This is a genomic window from Holdemanella hominis (assembly GCF_014306155.1).
Taxonomy (GTDB): Bacteria; Bacillota_I; Bacilli_A; order Erysipelotrichales; family Erysipelotrichaceae; genus Holdemanella; species Holdemanella hominis.
This window is the reverse complement of the sequence record NZ_JACRWH010000007.1, coordinates 1-23,521: the sequence shown is the minus strand read 5'-3', so window position 1 is coordinate 23,521 and position 23,521 is coordinate 1. Positions and strand designations below refer to the sequence as shown.

22 protein-coding genes and 2 pseudogenes are annotated in these 23,521 nt (G+C 33.6%); 11 read left to right on the top strand and 13 right to left on the bottom strand.

Annotated elements, in window-relative coordinates; all coding sequences use genetic code 11:
- Positions 1 to 51 precede the first annotated feature (51 nt).
- Positions 52 to 1,230, top strand: a complete 1,179-nt coding sequence (locus H8911_RS03385) for a pyridoxal phosphate-dependent aminotransferase (RefSeq protein ID WP_186998701.1) — start codon at positions 52 to 54, stop codon at positions 1,228 to 1,230.
- Between the two features lie 243 nt (positions 1,231 to 1,473).
- Here the strand turns inward: H8911_RS03385 and H8911_RS03380 are convergent, their stop codons facing one another.
- Entirely contained in the window at positions 1,474 to 2,928 is a 1,455-nt protein-coding gene (locus tag H8911_RS03380; RefSeq protein ID WP_186998700.1) for a S10 family serine carboxypeptidase-like protein, read from the bottom strand.
- 97 nt (positions 2,929 to 3,025) lie between these two features.
- Positions 3,026 to 4,162, bottom strand: a complete 1,137-nt coding sequence (locus tag H8911_RS03375; RefSeq protein WP_186998699.1) for a PP-loop family protein — start codon at positions 4,160 to 4,162, stop codon at positions 3,026 to 3,028.
- A 74-nt stretch (positions 4,163 to 4,236) separates the two neighbouring features.
- Here H8911_RS03375 and H8911_RS03370 point away from each other — a divergent pair, with 74 nt between their 5' ends.
- The 5 genes from H8911_RS03370 to H8911_RS03350 all read left to right on the top strand — a co-directional run bounded on the left by H8911_RS03370 (position 4,237) and on the right by H8911_RS03350 (position 10,709).
- Positions 4,237 to 5,562, top strand: a complete 1,326-nt coding sequence (locus H8911_RS03370; RefSeq protein WP_186998698.1) for an MATE family efflux transporter — start codon at positions 4,237 to 4,239, stop codon at positions 5,560 to 5,562.
- Between the two features lie 230 nt (positions 5,563 to 5,792).
- Positions 5,793 to 6,374, top strand: coding sequence for a VTT domain-containing protein (locus tag H8911_RS03365; protein WP_186998697.1), 582 nt, complete (start codon positions 5,793 to 5,795; stop codon positions 6,372 to 6,374).
- A 68-nt stretch (positions 6,375 to 6,442) separates the two neighbouring features.
- Positions 6,443 to 7,144, top strand: coding sequence for a response regulator transcription factor (locus H8911_RS03360; RefSeq protein WP_003865380.1), 702 nt, complete (start codon positions 6,443 to 6,445; stop codon positions 7,142 to 7,144).
- On the top strand, positions 7,141 to 9,180 hold the full coding sequence (locus H8911_RS03355) for a sensor histidine kinase (RefSeq protein ID WP_186998696.1): 2,040 nt from the start codon (positions 7,141 to 7,143) through the stop codon (positions 9,178 to 9,180). The genes H8911_RS03360 and H8911_RS03355 overlap by 4 nt, the downstream gene beginning before the upstream one ends.
- A gap of 221 nt (positions 9,181 to 9,401) precedes the next feature.
- Positions 9,402 to 10,709: an ATP-binding protein gene (locus H8911_RS03350; RefSeq protein WP_186998695.1), complete on the top strand. Its 1,308-nt coding sequence runs from the start codon at positions 9,402 to 9,404 to the stop codon at positions 10,707 to 10,709.
- Between the two features lie 19 nt (positions 10,710 to 10,728).
- Here H8911_RS03350 and manA read toward each other — a convergent pair whose 3' ends face one another.
- A complete protein-coding gene (manA, locus tag H8911_RS03345) occupies positions 10,729 to 11,673 on the bottom strand; it encodes a mannose-6-phosphate isomerase, class I (protein ID WP_186998694.1) in 945 nt (314 codons plus the stop codon).
- A gap of 88 nt (positions 11,674 to 11,761) precedes the next feature.
- On the opposite strand from manA, the gene H8911_RS03340 reads away from it, so the two are divergent.
- Positions 11,762 to 13,015 carry a methionine gamma-lyase family protein gene (locus H8911_RS03340; RefSeq protein WP_117926521.1) on the top strand — a complete coding sequence of 418 codons (1,254 nt, stop codon included), beginning with the start codon at positions 11,762 to 11,764 and terminating at the stop codon, positions 13,013 to 13,015.
- A gap of 271 nt (positions 13,016 to 13,286) precedes the next feature.
- Here H8911_RS03340 and H8911_RS03335 read toward each other — a convergent pair whose 3' ends face one another.
- From H8911_RS03335 to H8911_RS03315, 5 genes are read right to left on the bottom strand one after another with little or no spacing between them, the layout of a single operon-like run.
- Positions 13,287 to 13,757: a type II 3-dehydroquinate dehydratase gene (locus H8911_RS03335; RefSeq protein ID WP_186998693.1), complete on the bottom strand. Its 471-nt coding sequence runs from the start codon at positions 13,755 to 13,757 to the stop codon at positions 13,287 to 13,289.
- A gap of 8 nt (positions 13,758 to 13,765) precedes the next feature.
- Entirely contained in the window at positions 13,766 to 14,140 is a 375-nt protein-coding gene (locus tag H8911_RS03330; RefSeq protein ID WP_186998692.1) for a VOC family protein, read from the bottom strand.
- A 1-nt stretch (position 14,141) separates the two neighbouring features.
- Positions 14,142 to 15,098, bottom strand: a complete 957-nt coding sequence (locus H8911_RS03325; RefSeq protein ID WP_186998691.1) for a ketopantoate reductase family protein — start codon at positions 15,096 to 15,098, stop codon at positions 14,142 to 14,144.
- A 4-nt stretch (positions 15,099 to 15,102) separates the two neighbouring features.
- Positions 15,103 to 15,567: a MaoC family dehydratase gene (locus H8911_RS03320; protein WP_186998690.1), complete on the bottom strand. Its 465-nt coding sequence runs from the start codon at positions 15,565 to 15,567 to the stop codon at positions 15,103 to 15,105.
- Between the two features lie 4 nt (positions 15,568 to 15,571).
- Positions 15,572 to 17,155 (bottom strand): acyl CoA:acetate/3-ketoacid CoA transferase, encoded by a 1,584-nt coding sequence (locus tag H8911_RS03315; RefSeq protein WP_186998689.1) that lies wholly within the window; start codon positions 17,153 to 17,155, stop codon positions 15,572 to 15,574.
- A 178-nt stretch (positions 17,156 to 17,333) separates the two neighbouring features.
- On the opposite strand from H8911_RS03315, the gene H8911_RS03310 reads away from it, so the two are divergent.
- Positions 17,334 to 18,203: an AraC family transcriptional regulator gene (locus H8911_RS03310; protein ID WP_186998688.1), complete on the top strand. Its 870-nt coding sequence runs from the start codon at positions 17,334 to 17,336 to the stop codon at positions 18,201 to 18,203.
- A gap of 2 nt (positions 18,204 to 18,205) precedes the next feature.
- Positions 18,206 to 18,421: pseudogene (locus H8911_RS03305) on the top strand (methionine gamma-lyase family protein); the annotation flags it as partial.
- Between the two features lie 156 nt (positions 18,422 to 18,577).
- Here H8911_RS03305 and H8911_RS03300 read toward each other — a convergent pair.
- The 3 genes from H8911_RS03300 to nudC form a co-directional block, all read right to left on the bottom strand.
- Complete coding sequence (locus H8911_RS03300) at positions 18,578 to 19,324, bottom strand: SDR family NAD(P)-dependent oxidoreductase (RefSeq protein ID WP_117992391.1); 747 nt, start codon at positions 19,322 to 19,324, stop codon at positions 18,578 to 18,580.
- 20 nt (positions 19,325 to 19,344) lie between these two features.
- Positions 19,345 to 19,902: an elongation factor P gene (gene efp, locus H8911_RS03295; RefSeq protein WP_003865385.1), complete on the bottom strand. Its 558-nt coding sequence runs from the start codon at positions 19,900 to 19,902 to the stop codon at positions 19,345 to 19,347.
- 88 nt (positions 19,903 to 19,990) lie between these two features.
- A complete protein-coding gene (gene nudC / locus H8911_RS03290) occupies positions 19,991 to 20,836 on the bottom strand; it encodes an NAD(+) diphosphatase (RefSeq protein ID WP_117926519.1) in 846 nt (281 codons plus the stop codon).
- 179 nt (positions 20,837 to 21,015) lie between these two features.
- Between nudC and H8911_RS03285 the strand changes: the two genes are divergently transcribed.
- Positions 21,016 to 21,216 (top strand): hypothetical protein, encoded by a 201-nt coding sequence (locus tag H8911_RS03285; protein WP_186998687.1) that lies wholly within the window; start codon positions 21,016 to 21,018, stop codon positions 21,214 to 21,216.
- 12 nt (positions 21,217 to 21,228) lie between these two features.
- A pseudogene (locus tag H8911_RS03280) lies at positions 21,229 to 21,747 on the top strand (TMEM164 family acyltransferase); the annotation flags it as partial.
- A gap of 126 nt (positions 21,748 to 21,873) precedes the next feature.
- Here H8911_RS03280 and H8911_RS03275 read toward each other — a convergent pair.
- Positions 21,874 to 22,506 carry an RpiB/LacA/LacB family sugar-phosphate isomerase gene (locus H8911_RS03275; RefSeq protein WP_117926517.1) on the bottom strand — a complete coding sequence of 211 codons (633 nt, stop codon included), beginning with the start codon at positions 22,504 to 22,506 and terminating at the stop codon, positions 21,874 to 21,876.
- Positions 22,507 to 22,525: 19 nt separating this feature from the next.
- Positions 22,526 to 23,329, bottom strand: a complete 804-nt coding sequence (locus H8911_RS03270; RefSeq protein WP_199593312.1) for a gluconate 5-dehydrogenase — start codon at positions 23,327 to 23,329, stop codon at positions 22,526 to 22,528.
- Positions 23,330 to 23,521 lie beyond the last annotated feature (192 nt).

The window sequence follows — 23,521 nt, the reverse complement described above, 5'->3', positions numbered from 1 at the left end:
CATTTCCACAAAAAATGATACAATGCAAAAAATGAAAAAGGAAGTGTGATTATGAAAGAATTATCAAAAAGAACCAAGACATTTACGGATTCTGTAATTCGTCGAATGACAAGAATCGCAAATGAATATGATGCGATCAATCTATCGCAGGGATTTCCTGATTTTGATCCACCAAAAGAAATCTTGAATCGACTAGAACAAGTTGCCCATGAAGACTTTAACCAGTATGCGATTACTTGGGGTGCCCAAAACTTTAGAGATGCCTTGGCCAAGAAACAATCGAAATACATGAATCTAGATTTAGATTCAAACAAGAACATCGTTGTCACTTGTGGAAGTACCGAAGCTATGATGGCAGCCATGATGAGTGTTTGTGATCCAAGCGATAAAGTGATTGTTTTCTCTCCATTCTATGAAAACTATGGGGCGGATTCCATCCTTTGTGGTGCTAATCCAATTTATGTTCCTTTACATCCACCTGTATTCAACTTTGATAAAGAAGAATTAGAAAATGCGTTTAAACAAAATCCTAAAGCTTTGATTTTGTGCAATCCAAGTAATCCTTGCGGAAAAGTGTTCTCAAAAGAAGAATTGGAATATATCGCATGTCTTGCCGTAAAATATGATACGTATGTGATTACGGATGAAGTTTATGAACACATTGTATATGCACCATACAAACATACATATTTTGCTTCTTTACCTGGTATGTTTGAAAGAACCATTTCTTGTAGTTCCCTATCTAAAACGTATTCCATTACAGGGTGGCGTTTAGGCTATTGTATTGCCCCTGAAAATATCATCGAACAAATCAAGAAAGTACATGACTTTTTAACCGTTGGTGCGGCAGCTCCACTTCAAGAAGCAGCTGTAGTAGGGCTTGAATTTAGTGATGCTTATTATGATGAACTACAAAAGCTATATACACATAAGAAAGATCTATTCCTCAATGGCTTAAAAGAATTGAACATTCCGCATACAGAACCTCAAGGAGCTTACTATGTCATGGTGGATATCAGTGAATTTGGCTATGATTCAGATTTAGATTTCTGTGTGGATCTCATTAAAAACGTCGGTGTGGCGGCCGTTCCTGGATCTAGTTTCTTTAAAGAGAAGGAAAATCGCTATATTCGTTTCCACTTTGCGAAAAAAGATGAAACCTTACTTGCCGCATTAAATCGATTAAAAGATATGCGTGCAAAAATGCCTTATAAAAAAACCGTTGGGTAGTAATCCAACGGTTTTGTCTTTTATCACAATCACTCACGAATTTTAAAAATGTTCAACACACATATTTAACGAAATTCACAAATGTTTATTTGTATGTTTTAACGAAAATGAGAAATGTTTCATTGAAACATTTCGGTGATTCCGTTGTGACTTTCAAAAAGCCAATTACTTCCATTAAAAGTTCACTATTTTTCCATTATTTATCATCACAAGATAAACAGACTCACCGAAGTGAGCCATTTATTAAAATTGAGATTTAGGATTCTTACCAAGAATAAAATCACGAATATCTGAACATAATTCATGAACATTATCTTCACCAAGATAAATCATATGTCCACTTTTGTATCCTTTCCAGAATACACGATCTTTTGGAAGTCCAGCATGATCCATTGTGTGCCATGCATATCCAAATTCAGTACATAGATCAAACCATCCATTCGCAAAGAATGCACGCATTCCTGGACGACGTGTCATTGCATAACGCAATTCTTCTGCGGTTGTACCTTTCTTTTCTTCTTTATCCCAATGCATATAATAATCAGTTCCTGGAATAAAGTTGCGGTCTAATTTTACATTTAATTTTGGAAGTAGATCTCCTGTAAATGCAGCATAGAAGAATGTATCGTAACGATCGGCTGTCGCATCATCCCACAATGCCTTTTTGATTTCATCTTGTTCGGGCTCTAATAATGGACGAGTCACACGACCATCATAACGAGATACAGCTTTTCCTTTTGTCTTTAATACTTCTTGACGATAATCATCATCATCAATTTTTAAGCCATGACGAATCAAGTATTCTCTAGAAACACCTGTATAATAACTTACTTTTTCTAAGATATGTTCTTTTTCTTCTTCCGAAATGGCTTCTCCTTTATAAAGTGCAAGTACATAATCATGGTCTGCGAAAGCCTTTGCTTCTTCCACAAAATCTTCTACACTTTGATCAGTTGGATGATTGTGATACCAGTTTACACCTGCATATGTAGGAAATCCCAATACACTTGTTTCAACAGGTAAGCCTTCACCAAAGTATTTACCTACAGTAACCGTATTTCCAATAAACACAATACCATCAAAGGCAATACCATAGCCTCTTTCCCTTCCCATTGTGGCAGCAATTCCTGCAGCGACTGCACTACGAGTACATCCATAACTTTCGCCACATAAATATTTTGGTGACAAACCACGATTATAACGACGAACCCAAGCTTCAAGAACTGTCAATAGGGCTTCTGCATCTTGTTCAATGCCAAAGAAATCTTTCTTCTTACTCTCATCAATCAATACACCATATCCGGTTCCAACAGGATCAATCAATACGATATCCGCAATATCAATCAAACAATCTGGATTATCAATGACTTTATAAGGTCCAAAAGCACTTTCACGATCCACTTCATCATACTGCATACGACGCGTTCCTAAAAAACCTGCATGAACATACATACAACTCGATCCAGGACCTCCATTATACGCAAAGACAACAGGACGATCAGCTGTATCTTCTACATCGCTTCTAAAATAGGCATACGTGAAAATTGATGCGACTGGATTTCCATCTGGTCCATAGATGACATTGTCTTCACAAATTGTATGATATGGAATTTCTTTTCCTGACAATGTAATTTTTCCATCAGACTCAAAACGAGCGGGTTTAAAAGTATCTGGTTTAAAGCTTTCTGTTTTATACATAATTCGTTTCCTCCACAATAATTCCATTATAGAACGTAGTGAAAAATAGTCAATGTAAATTATTACATTTTTGTAAATAAAAATGAAAAGAGAGAAACTATTCATTTCCCTCTTCATCATACGTATCTAAAAAGTGATGTCTTGCATGATCATCCTTATAGGCAATCACGGTTTTAAGGCTTACATTTTCTACACTCTTAAAAATATTTTGTTCTACAAACGGATTGACTTTCTTCAATTCCTTGATTAAGTTTTTCATTTCTAAACGCTTTGACTTGGATTGTGTTAAACATGTTTCATTGGCACAAGCCTGAGTGAATTTGCATGCACACTGAATGAAATACAGATTGTTGTGTTTTGCCCAAATCTTAATATCATCTTCATGAATCAAGTATAGTGGTCGAATGACTTCCATACCCTTAAAGTTATTTGAATGTAACTTTGGCATCATCGTTTGAATTTGTCCCCCATAAAGCATCGACATTAAAATGGTTTCAATCACATCATCATAGTGGTGTCCCAAAGCTATTTTGTTACACCCTAAATTCTTGGCATAGTTATATAAATGACCTCTTCGCATTCTTGCACATATATAACATGGATTCTTTTCAATATTAAAAACATTGTCAAAAATATCACTCTCAAAGATTTCAATTGGAATATTTAGTTTTTTGGCATTCTTTTCAATAACCTCGCGATTCTCTTTTGAATAGCCTGGATCCATCACGATATATTTCACATCAAAATGAACCGGTGAATGTTTATGCAGTTCTTGAAAACATTTTGCCATCAACATCGAATCTTTTCCACCCGAAATACACACCGCAATGCAATCGCCTTTTTTGACAAGCTCATAATCACGGATAGCCTTCGTAAATTTTGACCAAATCTTTCTTCGATACGTTTTAATAATACTTCTTTCGACTTGTGCACAAAAATCATCCGACACATTTGTGTTCATCTTATCCATAACGATTGAAACATACCCACCATCTACACTATACGCTTCATATTTTTCCTGCAATTTTTGTGCAACAACATCACTGACATAGCCTTGAGCGCAAACGACAATAATCTTCTTAGTTGAATCAAATTCTTTGGATAAAACACTTTCTCCACTTAATACAATACTGTTCTCGATTGGATTTTTAAAGGCTTCTTCGGCATCACGAATATCAATTAAGATATATTCTTCTTTATTTAATTGTTTTAATTGTTCTACTGAAATTTTCATGAGACTATTCTAACATAATATTGAATTTTTGGATGAAAAAGCGCAAAATATGGATAAAAAAAGGAAGTTTGATTATGACACAAGATATGACACAAGGCAAAATCATGCCTATGTTAGTTCACTTTACCATTCCCTTAGTATTGGGAAATCTATTCCAATTAACATATAATGCCGTTGACAGTATTATTGTAGGGCACTTTGTTGGAAAAGAAGCTTTAGCCGCAGTCGGAATTTGTAATCCAATCACGACATTATTCATCCTATTTCTAAATGGACTTTGTATGGGTGCAAGCATATTGGTTGGCATGTATTATGGGGCTAAAAATGAAGAAAAACTCGCTCGTCAAATGAGCACAACCATGCTTGCAGGACTTGTATTTTCACTTGTATTAACACTGATTTGCATATTTTTTTCGCCACAAACTCTTAAATTTATGCAGGTAGATTCATCTATTTTCAATATGACTAATACCTATCTCCAAATCATCTTTGCCGGTTTAGTTTTTACCTTTTTATACAACTTTTTTGCGAGTACACTACGCGCTTTAGGCGACAGTAAATCACCCCTATATTTCTTAATTATCAGTTCCATTTTAAATATCTTTGGAGACTTATTCTTTGTGGTCGTTTTACATGCAGGAAGTAAAGGATGTGCCATTTCTACTGTGATTTGTGAAGCTTTATGTTGCCTATTCTGTATTCTATATATACAAAAGAAAGTGCCACTTCTACAACTGGGTAAAAAGTGGCTTATCTTTGATATTTCATTATTAAAAAGAACCATTGCGTATGGCTGGGCAAGTGCAATGCAGCAGGCGACTGTACAACTTGGAAAGCTTGGTATTCAAATGATTGTCAATACAATGGGTGTATCGGTTGTAGCTGCCTTTACGGCCGTCAATCGAATTGATGACTTTGCGTATACCCCGGAACAAAACATTGCTCACTCTATGACAGCTTTAATGGCACAAAATAAGGGCGCCGGAAAGAAAAATCGTATGCAGGAAGGATTTCGTTGCGGAATGGTTTTAGAATCCATCTACGGTATATTTATCTTTCTAGTATGTTTTATCTTCGCAAAACCATTGATGTGTCTATTTGTACAAGATGAAGAAGTTATTATGCATGGAGTGACTTATCTACATTTAATTTCCATCATGTATATTCTTCCTGCCTTCACCAATGGAATCCAAGGCTTTTTTAGAGGGATTGGCGATTTAAAAATTACGCTCATTTCAAGTCTAGTGAATATGACAGTTCGAGTTATTGTAGCTGCCCCACTTGTATTTAGCTTACATCTAGGCATCGAGGCTTTACCATACTCATATCTAGCTGGATGGATGGGTATGTTGATGGCTGAACTTCCATTGCTTATTCGTACATACAAAGCTTATGAATAAGACTTGTGTATAATTTACACAAGTTTTTTGTTTTCCTTTTATATAAAGCATTTATTACAATTTGCACTATTTTTCCAACCCATATTTTTTTATTTTGTCCACTTTTCCAACCTTTTTTATGCCTTTTTGACAACTTTTCCAACTTTTTAATTCAATTATTTAGAAAACTTTAAGATTTATCACTAAAGAACCTTAATAATTATTCGTTATATTAATCATGGTGATACTTTATGACAAATAAAAACATACAAAACATAACACACTTTGGATTGATCCTTATGATTCTTATTTGCGTTTATTTCTTTTCCCAAGGATACTTCACAAATCCACAGCTTCTACAGGCTACACTATCTAAGGCAGGAATTTTGGCACCCCTACTTTTTATTCTTCTACAAATCATTCAAGTGATTATCCCCATTATTCCCGGTGGTGCATCAAGTGCCTTGGGTATTACAGCTTTTGGAGCAGTCAATGGATTTATATATAACTATATAGGTATTTGTATCGGATCCATATGTATCTTTTTACTTGTTCGTAAATATGGTCATAGAATCATTCTAAAATTATGTAAAAAGAAAGATTACGACAAATATATGAAGTATACATATGATCAAAATAAATTTGATACCTTCTTTATGTTAGCTATTTTCTTACCTTGTGCACCTGATGATCTCTTGTGTATGCTTGCAGGACTGACACATATGTCACTCAAAAAATTTGTCTGCATCATTCTTTTGGGTAAGCCATTATCTTTGATTGCCTATTCTTATGGTCTTACGCAATTGTTTCAAATTATCGAAAGGTGGTTATAATTATGTTATACATTGGGATATTATGTGCATGCATTGGATTTTATTTACATTATTAAAAGGAGAACTTTATGGAACATACAATATTAGTGGTAGAAGACGAACAAGGAATTCGTGAAGCTATCGGAATTTATATGAAGAATCAAGGCTACAATGTGATTCTTGCCGCAAATGGAAAAGAAGGCTTAGAAAAGATTGAAACAAACGATATTCATTTAGCCATCGTAGATATTATGATGCCTGTTATGGATGGCATTTCTATGGTCATGGAAGCAAGAAAACATCATGACTTTCCGATTCTATTTTTAAGTGCAAAAAGTGAAGATATCGATAAAATCACAGGTTTAAATATTGGTGCCGATGACTATATCACCAAGCCATTTCAAAGTATGGAGCTAGTCGCAAGAGTGCGTTCGCATTTAAGAAGATATGAACAAATCTTAAATCTAAAAAATGAGACAAAGAACGAAGATGAGTATATGATTGGTGATCTTGTGTTAAATAATACGACAAAAAGAGTGACGTTAAATTCAAGGGATATTAAATTAACGCCAAAAGAGTTTGATATTTTAAAACTATTGATTTCACACCCTGGGCAAGTCTTTTCTAGCCAACAAATCTATGAATTGGTATGGAAAGAAGAAGCTATCAACACGGAAACGATTATGGTTCATATTCGTAAATTACGTGAAAAAATCGAGGCCAACCCTAAAAAGCCTATTTATATTAAGGTTGTATGGGGGCAGGGCTATAAAATGGAGAATATACAATGAAAAAGAAAAATATTTTTTTAACAATACTATGTGCTTTATGCATCATTAGTTCTTGTATAGTGACAAGTTTTTATCCAAATGTTTCTACCGCTACTCCAACGAAGCTTCCTGAAACTTTAGAGCAGAATCTTACAGCTTTTATTCTTGCTAAAAAATTGGAACAAGATCCAAAGTATGAATATATTACTTTTGAGAAAGATACACCGGAAGATATTCAAAAGGATATAAAAAAAGGGTTAGACTCATCTTTATCTAGCGCAAAAAACATTTTTGAGAATGATCCAAACTTCTTTTATACGTGTGATGTAAACAATAAAATCACTTCAAAACAATTTAATGTGAATGTAAAGAAAAAAGATACAAGATATTATGATACTTTAGATTCGAACACTTTAAATGTAACGGATAATATTGTGAATCTTATTAACTATAACAGTGAAAAGTATTATGAATACTATGGTGGCACATATTATTGTGATGGAAAGCCATTTCCAGGCTATACACTTCATATGCCAAGTGATGTCGTATTAACATTCTATATTCCAGCTGTTTTAAATTATGATAATACAAGTCTAATTGACTTCTTAGATTTAGATGCCGATCAATACGCCTATTTCTTTATGACAGCCTTCTTGATTTGTAGTGCCATTATCGCTCTATATGTCTTCCTTAATAAATATGCGTATGAAAAGGAAGCCTATATCTTTAGACATGTGAATAACTGGTTATTTGAACCTGCATTTATCTTGTTTCTAACAATTGATGCCCTACTAGCTAGTGGTACATGCATATTAACTACCTATTCGATTGAAGGTACATTCTTACACATTCTAAATCGTTATCACATTGAATTGAGTCAGCCTATCGTATATGGAGTGAATATTCTTGCGTGGTCTATCACCTTATTCTTTATTGGTTTATCCGTATATTGGTTAAAATGTCAATTTACAGCATCGGTTAAAGACTGGTTCTTTCATAAAACATGGATTGGAAAATTCATTCTTTATTTCTCAAATAAAGTGGAACAAATCATTTCAACCGATTTATCGGATGAAATCCTTAAAAAGTATATTATTTTCTCAATATGTCTGATTTTGATTCTTGCGTTTATATCATTGCTTAACATTCCATTCTTCTCTTTCTTTATCGTCGTTATATCATTAATTGGCATCAGCATTGTGGGCTATAAGAAAATCAAAAATGTGCAAAGTCAATACCAAGACATATTACATATGACTGAAGATCTATCGAGTGGTAATTTTGAGAATATTAAGCCTACAGATTCTGGTTTATTCCAATCTTTAAACAATAATATCTATCAAATTAAGGATGGTTTTGAACAAGCTGTAAAAGAACAAGTACAATCACAGAATCTCAAGACAGAATTGATTTCAAATGTATCACATGATTTAAAAACGCCATTAACGGGTATTAAAAATTATGTAGAGTTATTAAATGATCCTAGTATTAGCGAGGAAGATAAAAAGAGTTATTTAGAACGATTGAATCAATACACCGATCGTTTAAGCATTCTAATCACAGATTTGTTTGAAGTATCCAAAGCCAATAGTGGTAATATTGATTTAGAATATTCTGATATTAACATCATTGAATTCATGGAGCAGGTATGTGCAGAAAATGAAGAGCTTCTACAAGCTAAAAATCTTCAGCTTGTGACAAATCTTCCAGAAAAAGAAATTCATGTATGTTTGGATGGAAACAAGACGTATCGTATTTTTGAAAACTTATTTACCAATATTTCTAAGTATGCTCTTGAAAACACACGTGTATTCTTGGATGTAAAAGACATTGGTAATTCGGTTATGATCATAATGAAAAACACTTCGAAAGAACCGCTTGATTTTGATAGTGATATTACCGAACGTTTTGTGCGTGGCGATAAATCAAGGCATGAAGCTGGCAGCGGTCTAGGTCTTGCGATTGTTAAAAGTTTTACCGAAGTACAAAATGGCACGTTTATGATTGAAACAGATGGGGATCTCTTCAAATCCATTCTAAGTTTTCATAAATCCTAAAATATGTAGAATTCTACAAAAAAAATGATTGTAGATAAAATAAAGTGGTCAAAAATCCTAAAGTAAAGGATACAGGCCACTTTTTATCTGTGTATCATTAATTTATAGTCAGAAAAAATGTAGAATTCTACAAAAAAAATGATTATAAATTGAATTATTCTTTAAATCATTTTAAAATGTAATCAGAAAAAGTGTAGAATTCTACAAAAAAGGTGATCAAAATGATAAAAAGAACTAAATACTTAAATCAACTTATCGCATTAAAGAACAACGGGTTTCCAAAAGTCATAACTGGACCAAGAAGAACTGGTAAATCCTATTTGTTGCATGAAATATTCACCGATTATCTTATAGAAAATAATGTACCTGAAGAAAATATAATTCTTATTGAACTTGATGATGATAAGAATGCCCATTTAAGAAATCCCATTGAGCTAGGAAAGTATGTACGTTCTATCACTAAAGATAAGAGTGACTGTTACGTCATTTTAGATGAGATTCAACGTGTTTTTACAATTGTTAATCCTGCATTAACAGGTGGAAAAATCAAATTAGCCAAAGCGAAAGATACAGAAACCATCTCTTTTGTTGATGTTGTATTAGGACTTTCTCATGAAAAAAACATAGACCTTTATATTACTGGATCCAATTCAAAAATGTTGTCAACCGACATTGTGACAGAATTTAGAGACAAGGCTAGCCAAATCCATATGCATCCATTATCTTTTGAAGAGTTTTACAGTTATAGACAAGGTTCTAAAACAGATGCCTTATATGAATATATGCAGTATGGTGGCATGCCACTTGCAGTATTATCAGATGAAAATTCAAAGAAACAATATTTAAAAGGATTATTTGAAACAACCTATTTCAAAGATATTATTGAACATAATAAGCTAAAGAAAACAGAAAACTTAGATGAACTCTGTACCATTCTTAGTGATTTGACAGGCGAATTGTTGAATTCTAAGAAATTATCAAATACATTTAAAAGTGTTAAACATGAAAACATTGATGCACAAACAATTGAAAAATATATTCAATATTTTAAGGATGCCTTCATTCTCCAAGAAGCGAATCGCTATGACATTCGTGGAAAGAAAGAAATTGGTGCTTTAAGAAAATACTATTTTGTGGATACAGGTTTAAGAAATGCACGATTAAATTTTGCGTATCCCGATGAGGGACAATTGTTAGAAAATATTGTGTACAATGAACTCATATATAATGGATATAACATTAATGTTGGAACTTTCGATACAGTTGAAAAAAATAAAGAAGGTAAATCCGTTCGAAAAACAAATGAAATTGATTTTTTTGCACAAAAAAATGAACGTAAATATTACATTCAAATTTCAACAGATATCTCAAATTCTGAAACTCGAAACCGAGAAATTCGTCCTTTCATTAAATTAAATGATCAAATTCAAAAAATATTGGTAGTAAATCGACCTTATAAAGCCATGATGGATGAAGAAGGTTTTATAACTATTGGTGCCAGTGAATTTTTATTGAATTTCATCAAATAATAAGATCCAATCGGATCTTTTATTTTGGCACACTTACCAGTAAATCGATATTACCTTGGATGGAGTATCTTTTTGTATGACTTGTGATGATAAAGCCAATGCCTACTTGAATATCATAGTCTTTTCCATCAATATGTAAGATTCCATTTCCACTTAATGGTAAGCATAAGGAATATGAAGGATTGTTGATCTGAATTTCATTTTGAATTTTGTATCGAATCACACTAAAATACTTTTCATTCACATATTCAATGACTTCATTTCCTTCTAACATCGTAACTGTTGGATGCACATCTAGTTCAATATGCGGTATATTTGTGACTTTAATAGCCTTTTCAATATGTAGTTCTCGCATATTCCCATTCGCATCTTTTCGATCATAATCATATATACGATATGTAACATCACTGGATTGTTGCACTTCAGCCATCATTAGTTTCCCTTCAATACCATGAATAGTTCCTACAGGTGTATAAACAAATTCATTTGCGCACACTGGTTTTCGAACGAATAAAGTATCCCAAGCTTTTTCTTCTATGGCCTTTCGAAATTCTTCCTTTGTCTTGGCATTATGTCCACGAATGATTTTTGTACCTTCTTCCACATCTAGCCACAGACAAAATTCAGCCTTACCAAAATCATTTTCATGTTTTCTAGCATATGCATCATCTGGATGTACCTGCACGGAACATGGTTCTTGAATCTCATTAATTTTAACTAATAGTGGAAACTTATCGTGAGGATCATTCGCAAATAATTCTCTATGATTTAAATATACATCTTTTAATGTTTCCCCTTTATATTTTCCATTTTTGATCTTACTTAAGCCATTATCATGTGCACTAATAGCCCAGTATTCTCCAATCTTTTTGTCCATAGGACCGAAGCCAAACTTTTCTTGGATGCGCCTTGAACCATACAGCTTTTCTTTCATGGGCGAATCTAAAAATAATACTTTTTCCATTTTTTACTTCCCTTCATATCTTGACTTGAGCATATCACAAATATTTAAATCGTGTATAATAGAAGAAGTGGACTTTTGGAGGTTATTTATGATTTTAGAACAAATTGATAAAGACTTATTGAAAATGGCAGAAGAATCGGATGTCGTTTTAAAAGATATTTATAAAAAAATTGATGATGTATGTTTATACAATTCAGATCGTATCTTAGCTACATTTATTGAGAACCACGTTTCTTATTCTGACTTTGCGGATATTAACGGATACGGTAACTATGATGAGGGTCGTGATAAGATTGAACGTATTTTTGCGACAGTACTCGGATGTGAAGATGCTTTAGTACGTCCTCAAATCATGAGTGGTACAAACGCTTTATATTTAACTTTATCTGCCCTATTAAAACATGGAGATACAATGATTTCCATTTCTGGTGCTCCATATGATTCTTTACAGGAAATGATTGGTTTATGTGGGGATTCTACACAATCCTTAAAAGCCAATGGTGTAAAGTATGAACAAATTGATTTAGTGAATGATGATTTTGATGATGATAAGATTATTTCTCGTTTAAAAGAAAACAATGTAAAATTAGTGGAAATCCAAAGATCTAGAGGATATGCCCACCGTTTATCATTAACCATTTCAAAGCTTGAGCGTATCATCAAAAAGATTCGTGAAGTAAACAAAGACGTTATTATCATGGTCGATAACTGTTATGGTGAACTTGTTGAAAAATTAGAGCCAGGACATATTGGTGCTGATGTAGTGGTGGGATCCTTGATGAAAAACTTAGGTGGAGGAATCGCCTCTACCGGAGGATATGTAGCTGGTAATAAAGAATTGATCAATATGGTAGCTGAACGCTTAACAGCTCCTGGAATCGGTAAGGATTTGGGCGCAAACTTTAACTTGAACAACTCTTTCTTTAAAGGTATTTTCATGGCACCAAATGCTGTAAAGAGTGCTTTAAAGACAGCCGTTTTCACAGCTTATATGTTAGAAAAATTAGGCTATAAAAACGTATCGCCTGCTTATAATGATGAAAGAACGGATATCATTCAAACTTTAGAACTAGGTTCCAAAGAAAATCTTGTTAGCTTTACACAAGGCATTCAATCCACAAGTCCAATTGATTCATTTGTTCGTGTTATGGCCGCTCCAATGCCAGGCTATCCATTTGATGAAGTTATGGCTGCTGGAAGCTTTACACAAGGAAGTACAATCGAACTAAGTGCAGATGCTCCAGTCGTTGAACCCTATACTTTATATATGCAGGGTGGATTAACATTAGAATATGGAAAACTTTCTATTCTTCTTGCCCTAACAAATATGAAAAACAACTAAGATGCCTAGTGCATCTTTTTATTTCAAACGATTATTGAATCGTTGCATTATTTTGTAGGATTTAAACTTAAACAATATGTTTACAATAATCTATTTTGTCATACCAATATAGTACAAATTAAATAATTCAATCATTTATCTTCTCCAAAAACAATTTCTTAACATACAAACAAAAGACCGATATTCAAGTTTTTAAGTCTTAAATATCGGTCTTTTTTATCAAGCTAAAACTTTTTTATCCGTTACAGCTTCATCAAGGAATATATTTTAACTACAAGTTGCCTTCTTCTTCTAATTGTTTAAACGCAAACATAGCCATTTTATAACTTGTTTTTCCCATACCAGAAACTTGACCCAAACATTCTGCCGCTGTTACTGAAATATGACGAAAATTATCTCTTCCTTGAATATTTGACATGTGTACTTCAATAGCCGGTACCAAAGTATGCACTGATTCGAGTGCATCCATCAATGCATAACTATAATGTGTATAAGCACCTGGGTTTAATACCATTGGTATTTTTTTTCCTGTTTTTTCAGCTTCATAATATAAGCTTTGAAAATAGTCAATTAAAGCACCTTCTCCATTACTTTGGAAAGATTCCACTTCAAAACCTAAAGTAGCTCCATATTCTTTCAATTCTTCGACTAAATCAGCATATAACTGATTTCCATATTGACCCTTATTACGAATTCCGTAAAAATTATTATTCGGTCCATTCACAATCACTAACTTACGCATAATTTCTCCTAATCTACCCAAGGTTTTTGGGAAATAATTGTATCTAATGCTTTTTGATCTCCACGTTTTAGTTCAATAATCATTCCATTTGGCATCTGTATCCAGTTTTCCCCTGTTGGCAATGCTTTACAACCATATCCCAAGCACTTTTTTAATACTTCATCATAGTCAGATACCATTAATGCGAAATGATCACAGCGACCTTCCTCATTTTTATATTCTAAATCTTCGTTTAACTGAATACCTGCATGAAGCCAAATTTTACGATGGGGTGCTTGTCCTAAAGAAAGTCGGATGGGCATATCAAACACTTCTTGAAAAAATCTGACACACCAATCTAAATCATTAACTTTAAAAGCCATGTGTTCTAAATACGTTGCCATATTATTTTTCCTTGTGCAATGATGGCTCATATTGAAGAATGTATTTTTCAATTCCTTTTACACAAGCCACTAATGTTTGGTTCACTGGTGTCTTAATTCCATATTTTTTACCATATTCCACAACAGATCCGTTGATAAAATCAATTTCTGTTGGTCTCTTAAACTCTAATGATTGTTGAATTGAGGTTTTAAATGTTGGTGGTAAACCTTCACTAGCTGCATACCAAGGATACTCTGGATCTTCATTTTTTAGCTTTACTCCAGCTGCTTTGGCAACATCAATACCTTCTTGAACAGCCATAACTGCTACATCCTTTAAATATTCTTCTTCATATAATGGCCCATATGGCAAATGTGTAATTCCACATAGTGCACCAGCAGCTACGTTAATCAATAATTTGTCCCAGATCAATCCACGAATGTTGTCACTTACTTCACAAAGCAAACCTGCTTCATTAAATGTCTTACATACATTTTGAATTCGATCTGTAATTTTTCCATCCAACTCTCCAATATATGTCCATTTACTCTTAACACGACCAGCTACATAACCTGCTTCAATCAAACGTCCACCGGCATATGTTTTTCCACTAATCACATTTTCTTCACCAATAACTTCGGCAATCGTTTCTTCATTTCCTAAACCATTTTGTAAAGACATAACCAATGTATCTTTTCCAATAACATTTGTTTCTTTCAATTGCTGAATCGCTGTTTTTGTTGCAAAAGATTTTACTAAAACAATCACTAAATCAGCTGGCCCAATTCCTGTTCCATCATAGCGTGCATCCACTTTCACATACCAATCTTTATTTTCATCTGTCATTTTAAGACCGTTTTTATTGATTAAATCGACATGTTCTTTCCACATATCTACAAAATGCACTTCATTTGTACTTGCTAAAGTTCCACCAATGGTACTACCTAAAGCACCGGCTCCTAACATTACAATTTTCATAAAATTATTCTCCGTCTTCTTCTAATGGGAAAAATTTTAAAATATGAATAGCGAATAATACAATTTCTCCATGCTGATTAAAAATTTCCAATTTCGAGAAAGTTTTATTTGTTTCTTCTTCAATACGATCTACTGTATATTTACATGTTAATGTATCTCCAAAATAAACGGGTTTAATAAAGCGCAACTTATCATATCCATAAGATGCAGATGGTACTGGTGATTTCACTTGTTCTTGAATTTTAGTAGATGCTGTACATCCAATCGCAAAAGTTAAAATACCATGTGCAATACGAGTGCCATACATTGTGTGTTTCATATATTCTTCATTAAAGTGCATTTGAGAATAATCTCCAGTCAATCCGCCAAATAAAACAACATCTGTTTCTGTAATCGTTTTGACAAATGTAGCTGAATCTCCAATATGTAATGGAATATCTACTTTCTTAATTTCTTTATTTTCTGACATGTTTTTATCCTCCTATAAATTCATCATAAATATTCATTTTTTCTTCTTTAAAAATACATGCATCCATTTCTTTTAAATCTTTAGATACAACTGGAACAAATCCCATTTGATCAATAATGTCTTTTTGTAAATCCATACCAGGTGCGATTTCGGTTAATACAACTTTTCCATCAAGCAACTTAAATACAGCACGTTCTGTGATATAGATAACTTCTTGTCCTTGTAAAGCTGCTTGTTTTGCACTAAAAGTCACAGATTCGACTTTTTTAATCATCTTTTCAAACTTACCTTCTTGATCAATTGTAATTTTTCCATTCGCAATTGTAGTCAACAGCTTGCCTGCACGAAGCGTACCGCAAAGAACTACTTTTTTACTGCCAGCTACAATATTGACAAATCCTCCAGTTCCCATGATTTTTCCATTAAACTTGTGAACGTTGACATCACCATTTTCATCTAATTCAGCAAAAGATAAGAAGGCAACATCCAGTCCACCTCCATCATAGAAATCAAATTGGGCTGGCATATCCATAATGGCACGTGCATTGACTGTAGCTCCAAAGAAAATTCCTTGTGCTGTTGTACCTCCTACAGGTCCTGTTTCAACGGTTAACGTAAATAAATCAGAAACGCCTTCTTCACGAGCCACATTTCCAATTCCATCGGCAATACCAACGCCTACATTTCCTACATAACCTGGTTTTACTTCCATTAAAGCACGTCTTGCGACCACTTTTCTTTGATCAAGAGGCAATATATTTACATCACTATCATCGGCGATATAGTCTCCTGAAAAGAATCGATCAGATCCGTTATATAGTTGTTCTTGATTTGACTCGACTACAATCGCATCAACTAAGAATCCAGGAATTTTTACGCTTTTTGGATGAAGTGTTCCTGCTTTTACAACACGCTTTACTTGTAAAATAACAGTACCACCATTATTGTGTACAGCTTGAGCAAGTTGTAAGACATCAATGTAAGTAATTTCACCTTCCATCGATGCATAACCTTCTGTATCTGCCGTAGTTGCTCGAATCAAACAAACATTCATAGGTACAACTGGATAATATAAGTACTCTTGCACACCTACATTCATGACTTGAATCAACTCTTCTTTTGTGACTTCATTTAGTTTTCCACCTTCGATACGTGGATCAATAAATGTACCTAAACCAACTTTACTTAAAATTCCAGGTTGGCCTGCAGCAGCCGTTCTAGCTAGTTGTGCCATAATTCCTTGTGGAAAGTTATAAGCCTCAATTTTATTATCACTAGCCATTTGAGCTAATTTAGGTGATTGCCCCCAATGCCCTCCAATAACTCTTTTTACAAGTCCATCCAACGCCAATGGGCTCATTCCTTTTTCACCACGATCTCCAAGGCCTGTTGAATGCCATAGAGTTAAGTTTTTAGGACTTTGCGTTTCTACATATCGATCATGTAACGCATTGATCAATGCATACGGATCTACAATCCCTCCACCAGCACCACTGACCGCAACTACATCGTTATCTTCGATATAATCAACAGCTTGTCTAGCACTTAAGATTTGAGGTTTGTTTCCATTTCTTTTTATTTTTGACATTTTATATACCTCTTTTTACACTAAAATTATAGAAATTAACCTCATTTTTTGAAACGATGTATCTTGTATATATCATTAATTATATTGTTTAATATTTTAATTAATTATATAATTTAAGTGCATTTTACTATAGTATCTTGTTTTTTCATAAAATTATATCGTGTTTTCGGAGGTAATTATGTTTTTGTATGACATCACAAAAGAAATCAATCAATCCAATCCCATTTTTGATGTATATCCAACTTTAGCTACCCTTTCTCATAGTTGTAACGATCCCCATTGGTCTTTTCCTTATCATGTGCATAAAGAAGAAACAGAGTTGATATATTTTTCAAAAGGAAAAGCGAACTATCAAATCAACACTGAAGTGTTTCACGTTCAAAAAGGAGATCTTCTTATTGTAAATAAAGGATGTATCCACTCTGTTACTTCCAGTAACACAGAACCCATTTCTTGTTGGACTTGCAGTATAAAAGATTTCAAACTACACAACCAAAATGATTTGTTCTTACCCATGAATAAAAAACCTTTTCAAAAATCAGGTGTACATGAGCCAATTATTTCGAGCATTTTTAAAGAACTAGAATATTTTTCCAAAGAAAAAGCAGATGATTCTATCACAACTTGTAATATTTTATCTACTGCATTAGCCACTATTTACTTTAATCTTTATAAGGATGCTCAAATTGATTCGATTGTTAAGAGCACAAGTTTTGTGCAAGATATTTTAATCTATATTAATGAAAATTATTCACAAAAAATCACAATTAAAAGTTTAAGTGAACATTTTCATATGAGTGAAGATCATATTTCTCATAAATTCAAATTGGTTTATGGAATCAGTCCAATCAACTATGTTATTGAAAGAAGGATCAGCGATGCGAAGTGGCGCTTAATTAACACAAAGGATTCTTTAGTTTCAATTTCTATACAAGTGGGATATGAAAACACAACACATTTTTCAAATCTCTTCTTAAAAAGAGTAGGCTGCCCGCCATTAGATTATCGAGAAAAATATGGAGCAAGTACAACTAATGTGCTTTATTAGTTATGGCAGAAGAATCGAATTTCGTTTTAAACGATATTTATTAAAAAATTGATGGTGTATGTTTATACAATTCAGGCTATATCTTAACCGCATTTATTGAGAATCACGTTTCATATTCTGATTTTGCGTATGTCAACAGATATGGTAACTATAATACAGGCCGCGATAAGATTGAACATATTTTTGTGACAGTACTTGAATGTGAAGATGCCTTAGTAACTGAACTCTACTCTATATATGTAGGGTGAATTAACATTAGAACATGAAAAGCAATTAAGATGCCACGTGCATCTTTTTTAATTCAAACGATACTTCAATCAATAAAGAATAAAAGTGGTCAACTCCCTTTAAACATAGGGATTTAACCACTTTTTTTAACAACTACCCATCTGTCCACCATCGATACGAATGATGGAATTGTTGATGAAGTTAGCTTCATCACTAATTAGAAAACGAACAAGGTATGCCACTTCTTCCGGCTTTCCATAACGTTTCACCATGATTTTTTCTGTTTCTTCCTTTAAGAACTCTTCGTCATAGCCATCTAGTTCATTATCGGTTCCAATAAATCCGGGTGCAACACAATTCACATTGATGTATGGTCCAAATTCAGCCGCAAGATTGTGTGTCATTGAAATCAAGGCTGCTTTTGAAGCATCATAATCGATACACATTGGATAATATGTGTTAATTCCGTTAGTACTTGATATATTGATAATTCTTCCATATTCTTGATCTAACATATGTTTATAGACTCTTTTACTACAGTTAAAAGCACCTACTACATTTACATCTAATGTTCTTTTAAATTCTTCGGCATTTTTTAAATGAAACAAATTGGAAAGATCTACAGCCGCATTATTAATTAATATATCTACGCCACCCATCTTCTCTTCAATTTCACTAACCATTATATTTACTTGATCTACATCGGATACATCAGCACAAATGGTAAGACAATGAACATGATATTGAGATTCAATTTTTTCTTTTAATTCTTTGGCAGGCTGTTTAGAAGTTAAATAGTTAATGACAATATCATAACCATGTTTTGCGAGTTCCAATGCGATTGCACTTCCAATACCACGAGCACCACCTGTAATTAAGACGACTTTATTCATAGTTAAAAAAAGAAGAGCGATTAAGCTCTTCCTGCATATTTTCCATCTGTTGAGAATACAACGATTTTTTCACCTGGTTCGATGAACTGTGGAACTCTTAATGTTAATCCAGTATCTGTAGTTGCATCTTTAGTTTGGTTAGATGGTGCACCTTTGATGGCTGGATCTGTTTCAGCTACTGTTAATTCAACTTTTTCTGGAACAGAAACGGATAATAATTCTCCTTCGAAGAACATCAAAGATACTTCAGCACCTTCAACAATAAAGTATTTGTTGAAATCAACTTGGTCAGCTGTTAATTCATAAGTATCGTATGTTTCTAAATCCATGAAGTAATATGTAGAATCTGCTTCATATGAGAATTGAGCTGCTTTTTTAGAAATGTTAGCTTGTTCAAATTTAGTTGAAGCATTGAAGTTTCTTTCTTGTGTATTCCCTGTTTTTAAGTTTTTCATCTTAGTTTTTAAGATAGCTGCACCTTTACCAGGTTTAACATGTTGGAAATCTAATACTACCCAAGGATCACCATCAACGATTAAAGTTAATCCTGTTTTAAAATCACCTGCAGAAATTGCCATAATTTTTCACTCCTATTTTCTATAAAATTTTTTACACTCTTTATTGTACCATATCCTCTTCATTTTTAGAAGAATGAGTGTGATACTTTCACTCCACTTTATTTTCCTTAAACAATTTCATCATTTCATTCGTTAAACTAAATTCACCTGGTTGAAGAATGATTTCATCTCTTTGAACCCAATCCGCATATTTCAATTCATTGGTATCCATAGATATTTCATCATTGCCCTTTACATCACAAAAGAACCCTAACAAAATATCATTGGCACTTCCCCAAGGCTGTGACTTATAGTAACGAATATTATTGACTTTGATTCCAGCCTCTTCCATAACTTCACGTTTTACTGTTTCTTCTACGGTTTCACCAATTTCAGTAAAGCCCGCAATCAACGCATTATATTTAAATCCCGTACGATATTTTGTCAACAATAACTTATCCCCATTGATTACACCCACAATGACAGCTGGCATAATTCTTGGATACACTGTGTTATGACATTCTGGACAAACCATAGCTCTTTCCTTTGTTGAATGCACCATCTTATGTCCACATCTTCCGCAGAATTTAGTATCTCGATACCAATCTGCCAAATGCTTTCCAGTAATGGCCGCAAACAAATTGTCTTTTGGACCAATCCCTTCAATACGCAAACTTCTCTCTTCAACATAACCATATCCTGATGGAATCTGATTGTCTTCTAATCGCATATCACATAAGAAATATTTCGTACTATCAATTGAAAATAAATAACGATATTCTGAATGGATTTGTATTTCTTTTACTTTAGGAAAAACAACTTCCTTATTCTCAAAGCAGTTTAAATGAATTAAGATCCTTCCATTCACAATACACAATAAGATGTCATTTTCTGTTGCCTTTACTTCTGGATCAAATTCATTATGTAACTTATGCGGATAAATATCTTGTACCATTTTATTATACCCCCTTTTAAATATGGATTTATACGATTACAAGGAGTCGACATCCTTTTTATCATCTAGAAAAAAAGTATATCATGTAATTTAAGAATATTTTAGATAAGTTTAAGGATTTTGTCATTGTTTACTTATGATTTGAATGGTATAATCTGTGGACTACGAGGAAAGGGCATATGTTTACTACAAAACACTTTATATGGATAGGAATATGTATTCTATTTATCCTAATTATGAATCACTATGCGAAAAAAGAAGATTTCACGCTACAAAATGCTTGTTACTTCTTTATGTTTATATGTTTACTTAGCGAAACCACAAAAATGATGTCAGATATGATTCCAAGTACACATGGAGGAATGCACTTAAATCCGTAATCCCTTCCATTCCATATCTGCAGTATCTTATTGTTTATTGTGGCCTACATTACTTTTGGAAAGGATGGTCCACTAAAACAAAAAATGATCAACTTCTTTGCGGTTGTCGGTACTTGCGGAGGAATCGCGGCAATTTTGATTCCAACGTATGGCGTTGAATTTAATGTAGCCAATGTATATCAATGCTTCATGTATCATGCAGCATTAACATGGTTTTCTTTATATTTGATTCGTTTCAAACATGCAAACCTAGGTATGCAGGCATTTAAAGACAATTTAGTCGTATTGTTTGCGTTATTAGTTTTCAATTTATATATGAATTCTATTTTGGCAGTATATGATACAAACTTTATGTTTATTGTAAGACCACCATTAGAAGGACTTCCGTTCCTTAACCTAAGCCATGGATACTATATCTATTTATTTAGAGTCATCATGCTTGGAGTGATTGGACTTAGCCTATTCCATTTACCATTCATAGTAAAAGAAAGAAAAAACCGTGAGACAGAAAGTGATTTTAACATCGCTTAATCCACAGCTTTTCTTATACAAAAAAGGCCTCCAATTTATATTTAGGAGGCCTATATTATGAATCAATGACACGAATGAGTTCCCGTCAAACTCATTTGCTTAAAGGAGAGAATTTACTTTTAATTATTATAGTGATTTTAAATAGTTTGCGATTTCATCATCTTGGCAGTTTGGATAGAAATATTCTGTGAAGTGATCACCTGCTATCGTTTCTTTCAAGAAGTCTTGATCAATTTCTTTTAAGATTTCAATTAATGGACGGTGAGTCACAGTTTTAACTTGATCTAAGATCTTTTTATTACGTTGTTCTGGTTCACGACGTTCTTTAGGGTATCCACCACCAAATGTTTCTGAGAACAATTTTTCAAAAGTATAGTGAAGATTAATTTCTGCACCCCATCCAAATCCTTGTGCAAAAGGCATAGCGATACAGTTTCCATCATTTACTTGTCCAAATAAGTAAGCATCAACAGCATCTGTGATGTGTCCACACAATACGTTAGGGAATGAGTTACAAGCAAGCATGGCTCCTTGTCCTGTTCCACATCCTGTTACAACAAAGTCAACAGCTTTCGTAGTTAATAAGATAGATGCTAATAAACCATTTTTTACATATGTTAATTGAACATCATCTTCTGCAGAATACATACCGTAGTTGAATACAGTGTGTCCTGCCTTTTGAGCTTCTTCATTTAATACTTCATAGATTTGTGCATTTTTTGCAGCTTGAGAGTTTTCGTTAATTAATGCGATTTTCATATATTCGACCCTTCCTTTTCTATTCTGGTTGTTTTCCAATATAAGCTAAGATACCACCATCTACATACAATACGTGACCATTGACAAAGTTACTTGCATCACTTGCCAAGAATACAGCTGGACCCATTAAATCTTGTGGTTCTCCCCAACGAGCAGCCGGAGTTTTACTTACGATAAATTGATCAAATGGATGTCTTGAACCATCTGGTTGTTTTTCACGTAATGGAGCTGTTTGAGGTGTTGCGATATATCCTGGACCAATACCGTTACATTGGATATTGTATTCTCCATATTCACTACAAATGTTACGAGTTAACATCTTTAATCCACCTTTAGCTGCTGCATAAGCACTCACTGTTTCACGACCAAGTTCAGACATCATTGAACAAATGTTGATGATCTTTCCGTGACCTTTTTTGATCATCCCAGGAATAACAGCCTTACTTACGATAAATGGTCCATTTAAATCAATGTCAATGACTTGGCGGAAATCTTTTGCGCTCATTTCCAACATAGGAATACGTTTAATAATTCCTGCGTTGTTAACCAAAATATCAATTGTTCCTACTTCTTCTTCTACTTTTGCCACAAACGCATTGACTGCATCTTCATCTGTAACATCACAAACGTATCCATGAGCTCTGATACCTGCTTCTTGATAAGCAGCTAAACCTTTATCTACTAATTCTTGTTTAATATCATTAAATACAATTGTAGCTCCTGCTTTTGCGTAAGCTGTCGCAATCGCAAAGCCAATACCATAACTTGCCCCAGTAATTAAAGCAACTTTTCCCTCTAATGAGAAATCTTTCATTTCAAACATATTCTTACTCTTCTTTCTATTTATCTTTGAACGCGGCCTGAACCATCTCCACCAGCTAATTTCAACACTTCGCCCATGCTTACCATGTTGAAATCACCTTCGATAGAGTGTTTTAAGCAACTTGCGGCTACCGCAAATTCAATGGTTGCCTGAGGATCATATCCTTCTAGGCTTGCGGCAATCAATCCAGCT

Excerpts from the sequence above, each read along its gene's own strand:
- H8911_RS03315 (WP_186998689.1), bottom strand. The coding sequence starts at position 17,155 with ATGTCAAAAATAAAAAGAAATGGAAACAAACCTCAAATCTTAAGTGCT.
- H8911_RS03385 (WP_186998701.1), top strand. The coding sequence starts at position 52 with ATGAAAGAATTATCAAAAAGAACCAAGACATTTACGGATTCTGTAATT.
- H8911_RS03380 (WP_186998700.1), bottom strand. The coding sequence starts at position 2,928 with ATGTATAAAACAGAAAGCTTTAAACCAGATACTTTTAAACCCGCTCGT.
- H8911_RS03330 (WP_186998692.1), bottom strand. The coding sequence starts at position 14,140 with ATGGCAACGTATTTAGAACACATGGCTTTTAAAGTTAATGATTTAGAT.
- H8911_RS03360 (WP_003865380.1), top strand. The coding sequence starts at position 6,443 with ATGGAACATACAATATTAGTGGTAGAAGACGAACAAGGAATTCGTGAA.
- H8911_RS03370 (WP_186998698.1), top strand. The coding sequence starts at position 4,237 with ATGACACAAGATATGACACAAGGCAAAATCATGCCTATGTTAGTTCAC.
- H8911_RS03335 (WP_186998693.1), bottom strand. The coding sequence starts at position 13,757 with ATGCGTAAGTTAGTGATTGTGAATGGACCGAATAATAATTTTTACGGA.
- H8911_RS03320 (WP_186998690.1), bottom strand. The coding sequence starts at position 15,567 with ATGTCAGAAAATAAAGAAATTAAGAAAGTAGATATTCCATTACATATT.
- H8911_RS03375 (WP_186998699.1), bottom strand. The coding sequence starts at position 4,162 with ATGAAAATTTCAGTAGAACAATTAAAACAATTAAATAAAGAAGAATAT.
- H8911_RS03300 (WP_117992391.1), bottom strand. The coding sequence starts at position 19,324 with ATGAATAAAGTCGTCTTAATTACAGGTGGTGCTCGTGGTATTGGAAGT.
- H8911_RS03365 (WP_186998697.1), top strand. The coding sequence starts at position 5,793 with ATGACAAATAAAAACATACAAAACATAACACACTTTGGATTGATCCTT.
- H8911_RS03325 (WP_186998691.1), bottom strand. The coding sequence starts at position 15,098 with ATGAAAATTGTAATGTTAGGAGCCGGTGCTTTAGGTAGTACCATTGGT.
- nudC (WP_117926519.1), bottom strand. The coding sequence starts at position 20,836 with ATGGTACAAGATATTTATCCGCATAAGTTACATAATGAATTTGATCCA.
- H8911_RS03270 (WP_199593312.1), bottom strand. The coding sequence starts at position 23,329 with ATGTTTGAAATGAAAGATTTCTCATTAGAGGGAAAAGTTGCTTTAATT.
- H8911_RS03340 (WP_117926521.1), top strand. The coding sequence starts at position 11,762 with ATGATTTTAGAACAAATTGATAAAGACTTATTGAAAATGGCAGAAGAA.
- efp (WP_003865385.1), bottom strand. The coding sequence starts at position 19,902 with ATGGCAATTTCTGCAGGTGATTTTAAAACAGGATTAACTTTAATCGTT.
- H8911_RS03285 (WP_186998687.1), top strand. The coding sequence starts at position 21,016 with ATGTTTACTACAAAACACTTTATATGGATAGGAATATGTATTCTATTT.
- H8911_RS03350 (WP_186998695.1), top strand. The coding sequence starts at position 9,402 with ATGATAAAAAGAACTAAATACTTAAATCAACTTATCGCATTAAAGAAC.
- manA (WP_186998694.1), bottom strand. The coding sequence starts at position 11,673 with ATGGAAAAAGTATTATTTTTAGATTCGCCCATGAAAGAAAAGCTGTAT.
- H8911_RS03275 (WP_117926517.1), bottom strand. The coding sequence starts at position 22,506 with ATGAAAATCGCATTAATTAACGAAAACTCTCAAGCTGCAAAAAATGCA.
- H8911_RS03355 (WP_186998696.1), top strand. The coding sequence starts at position 7,141 with ATGAAAAAGAAAAATATTTTTTTAACAATACTATGTGCTTTATGCATC.
- H8911_RS03310 (WP_186998688.1), top strand. The coding sequence starts at position 17,334 with ATGTTTTTGTATGACATCACAAAAGAAATCAATCAATCCAATCCCATT.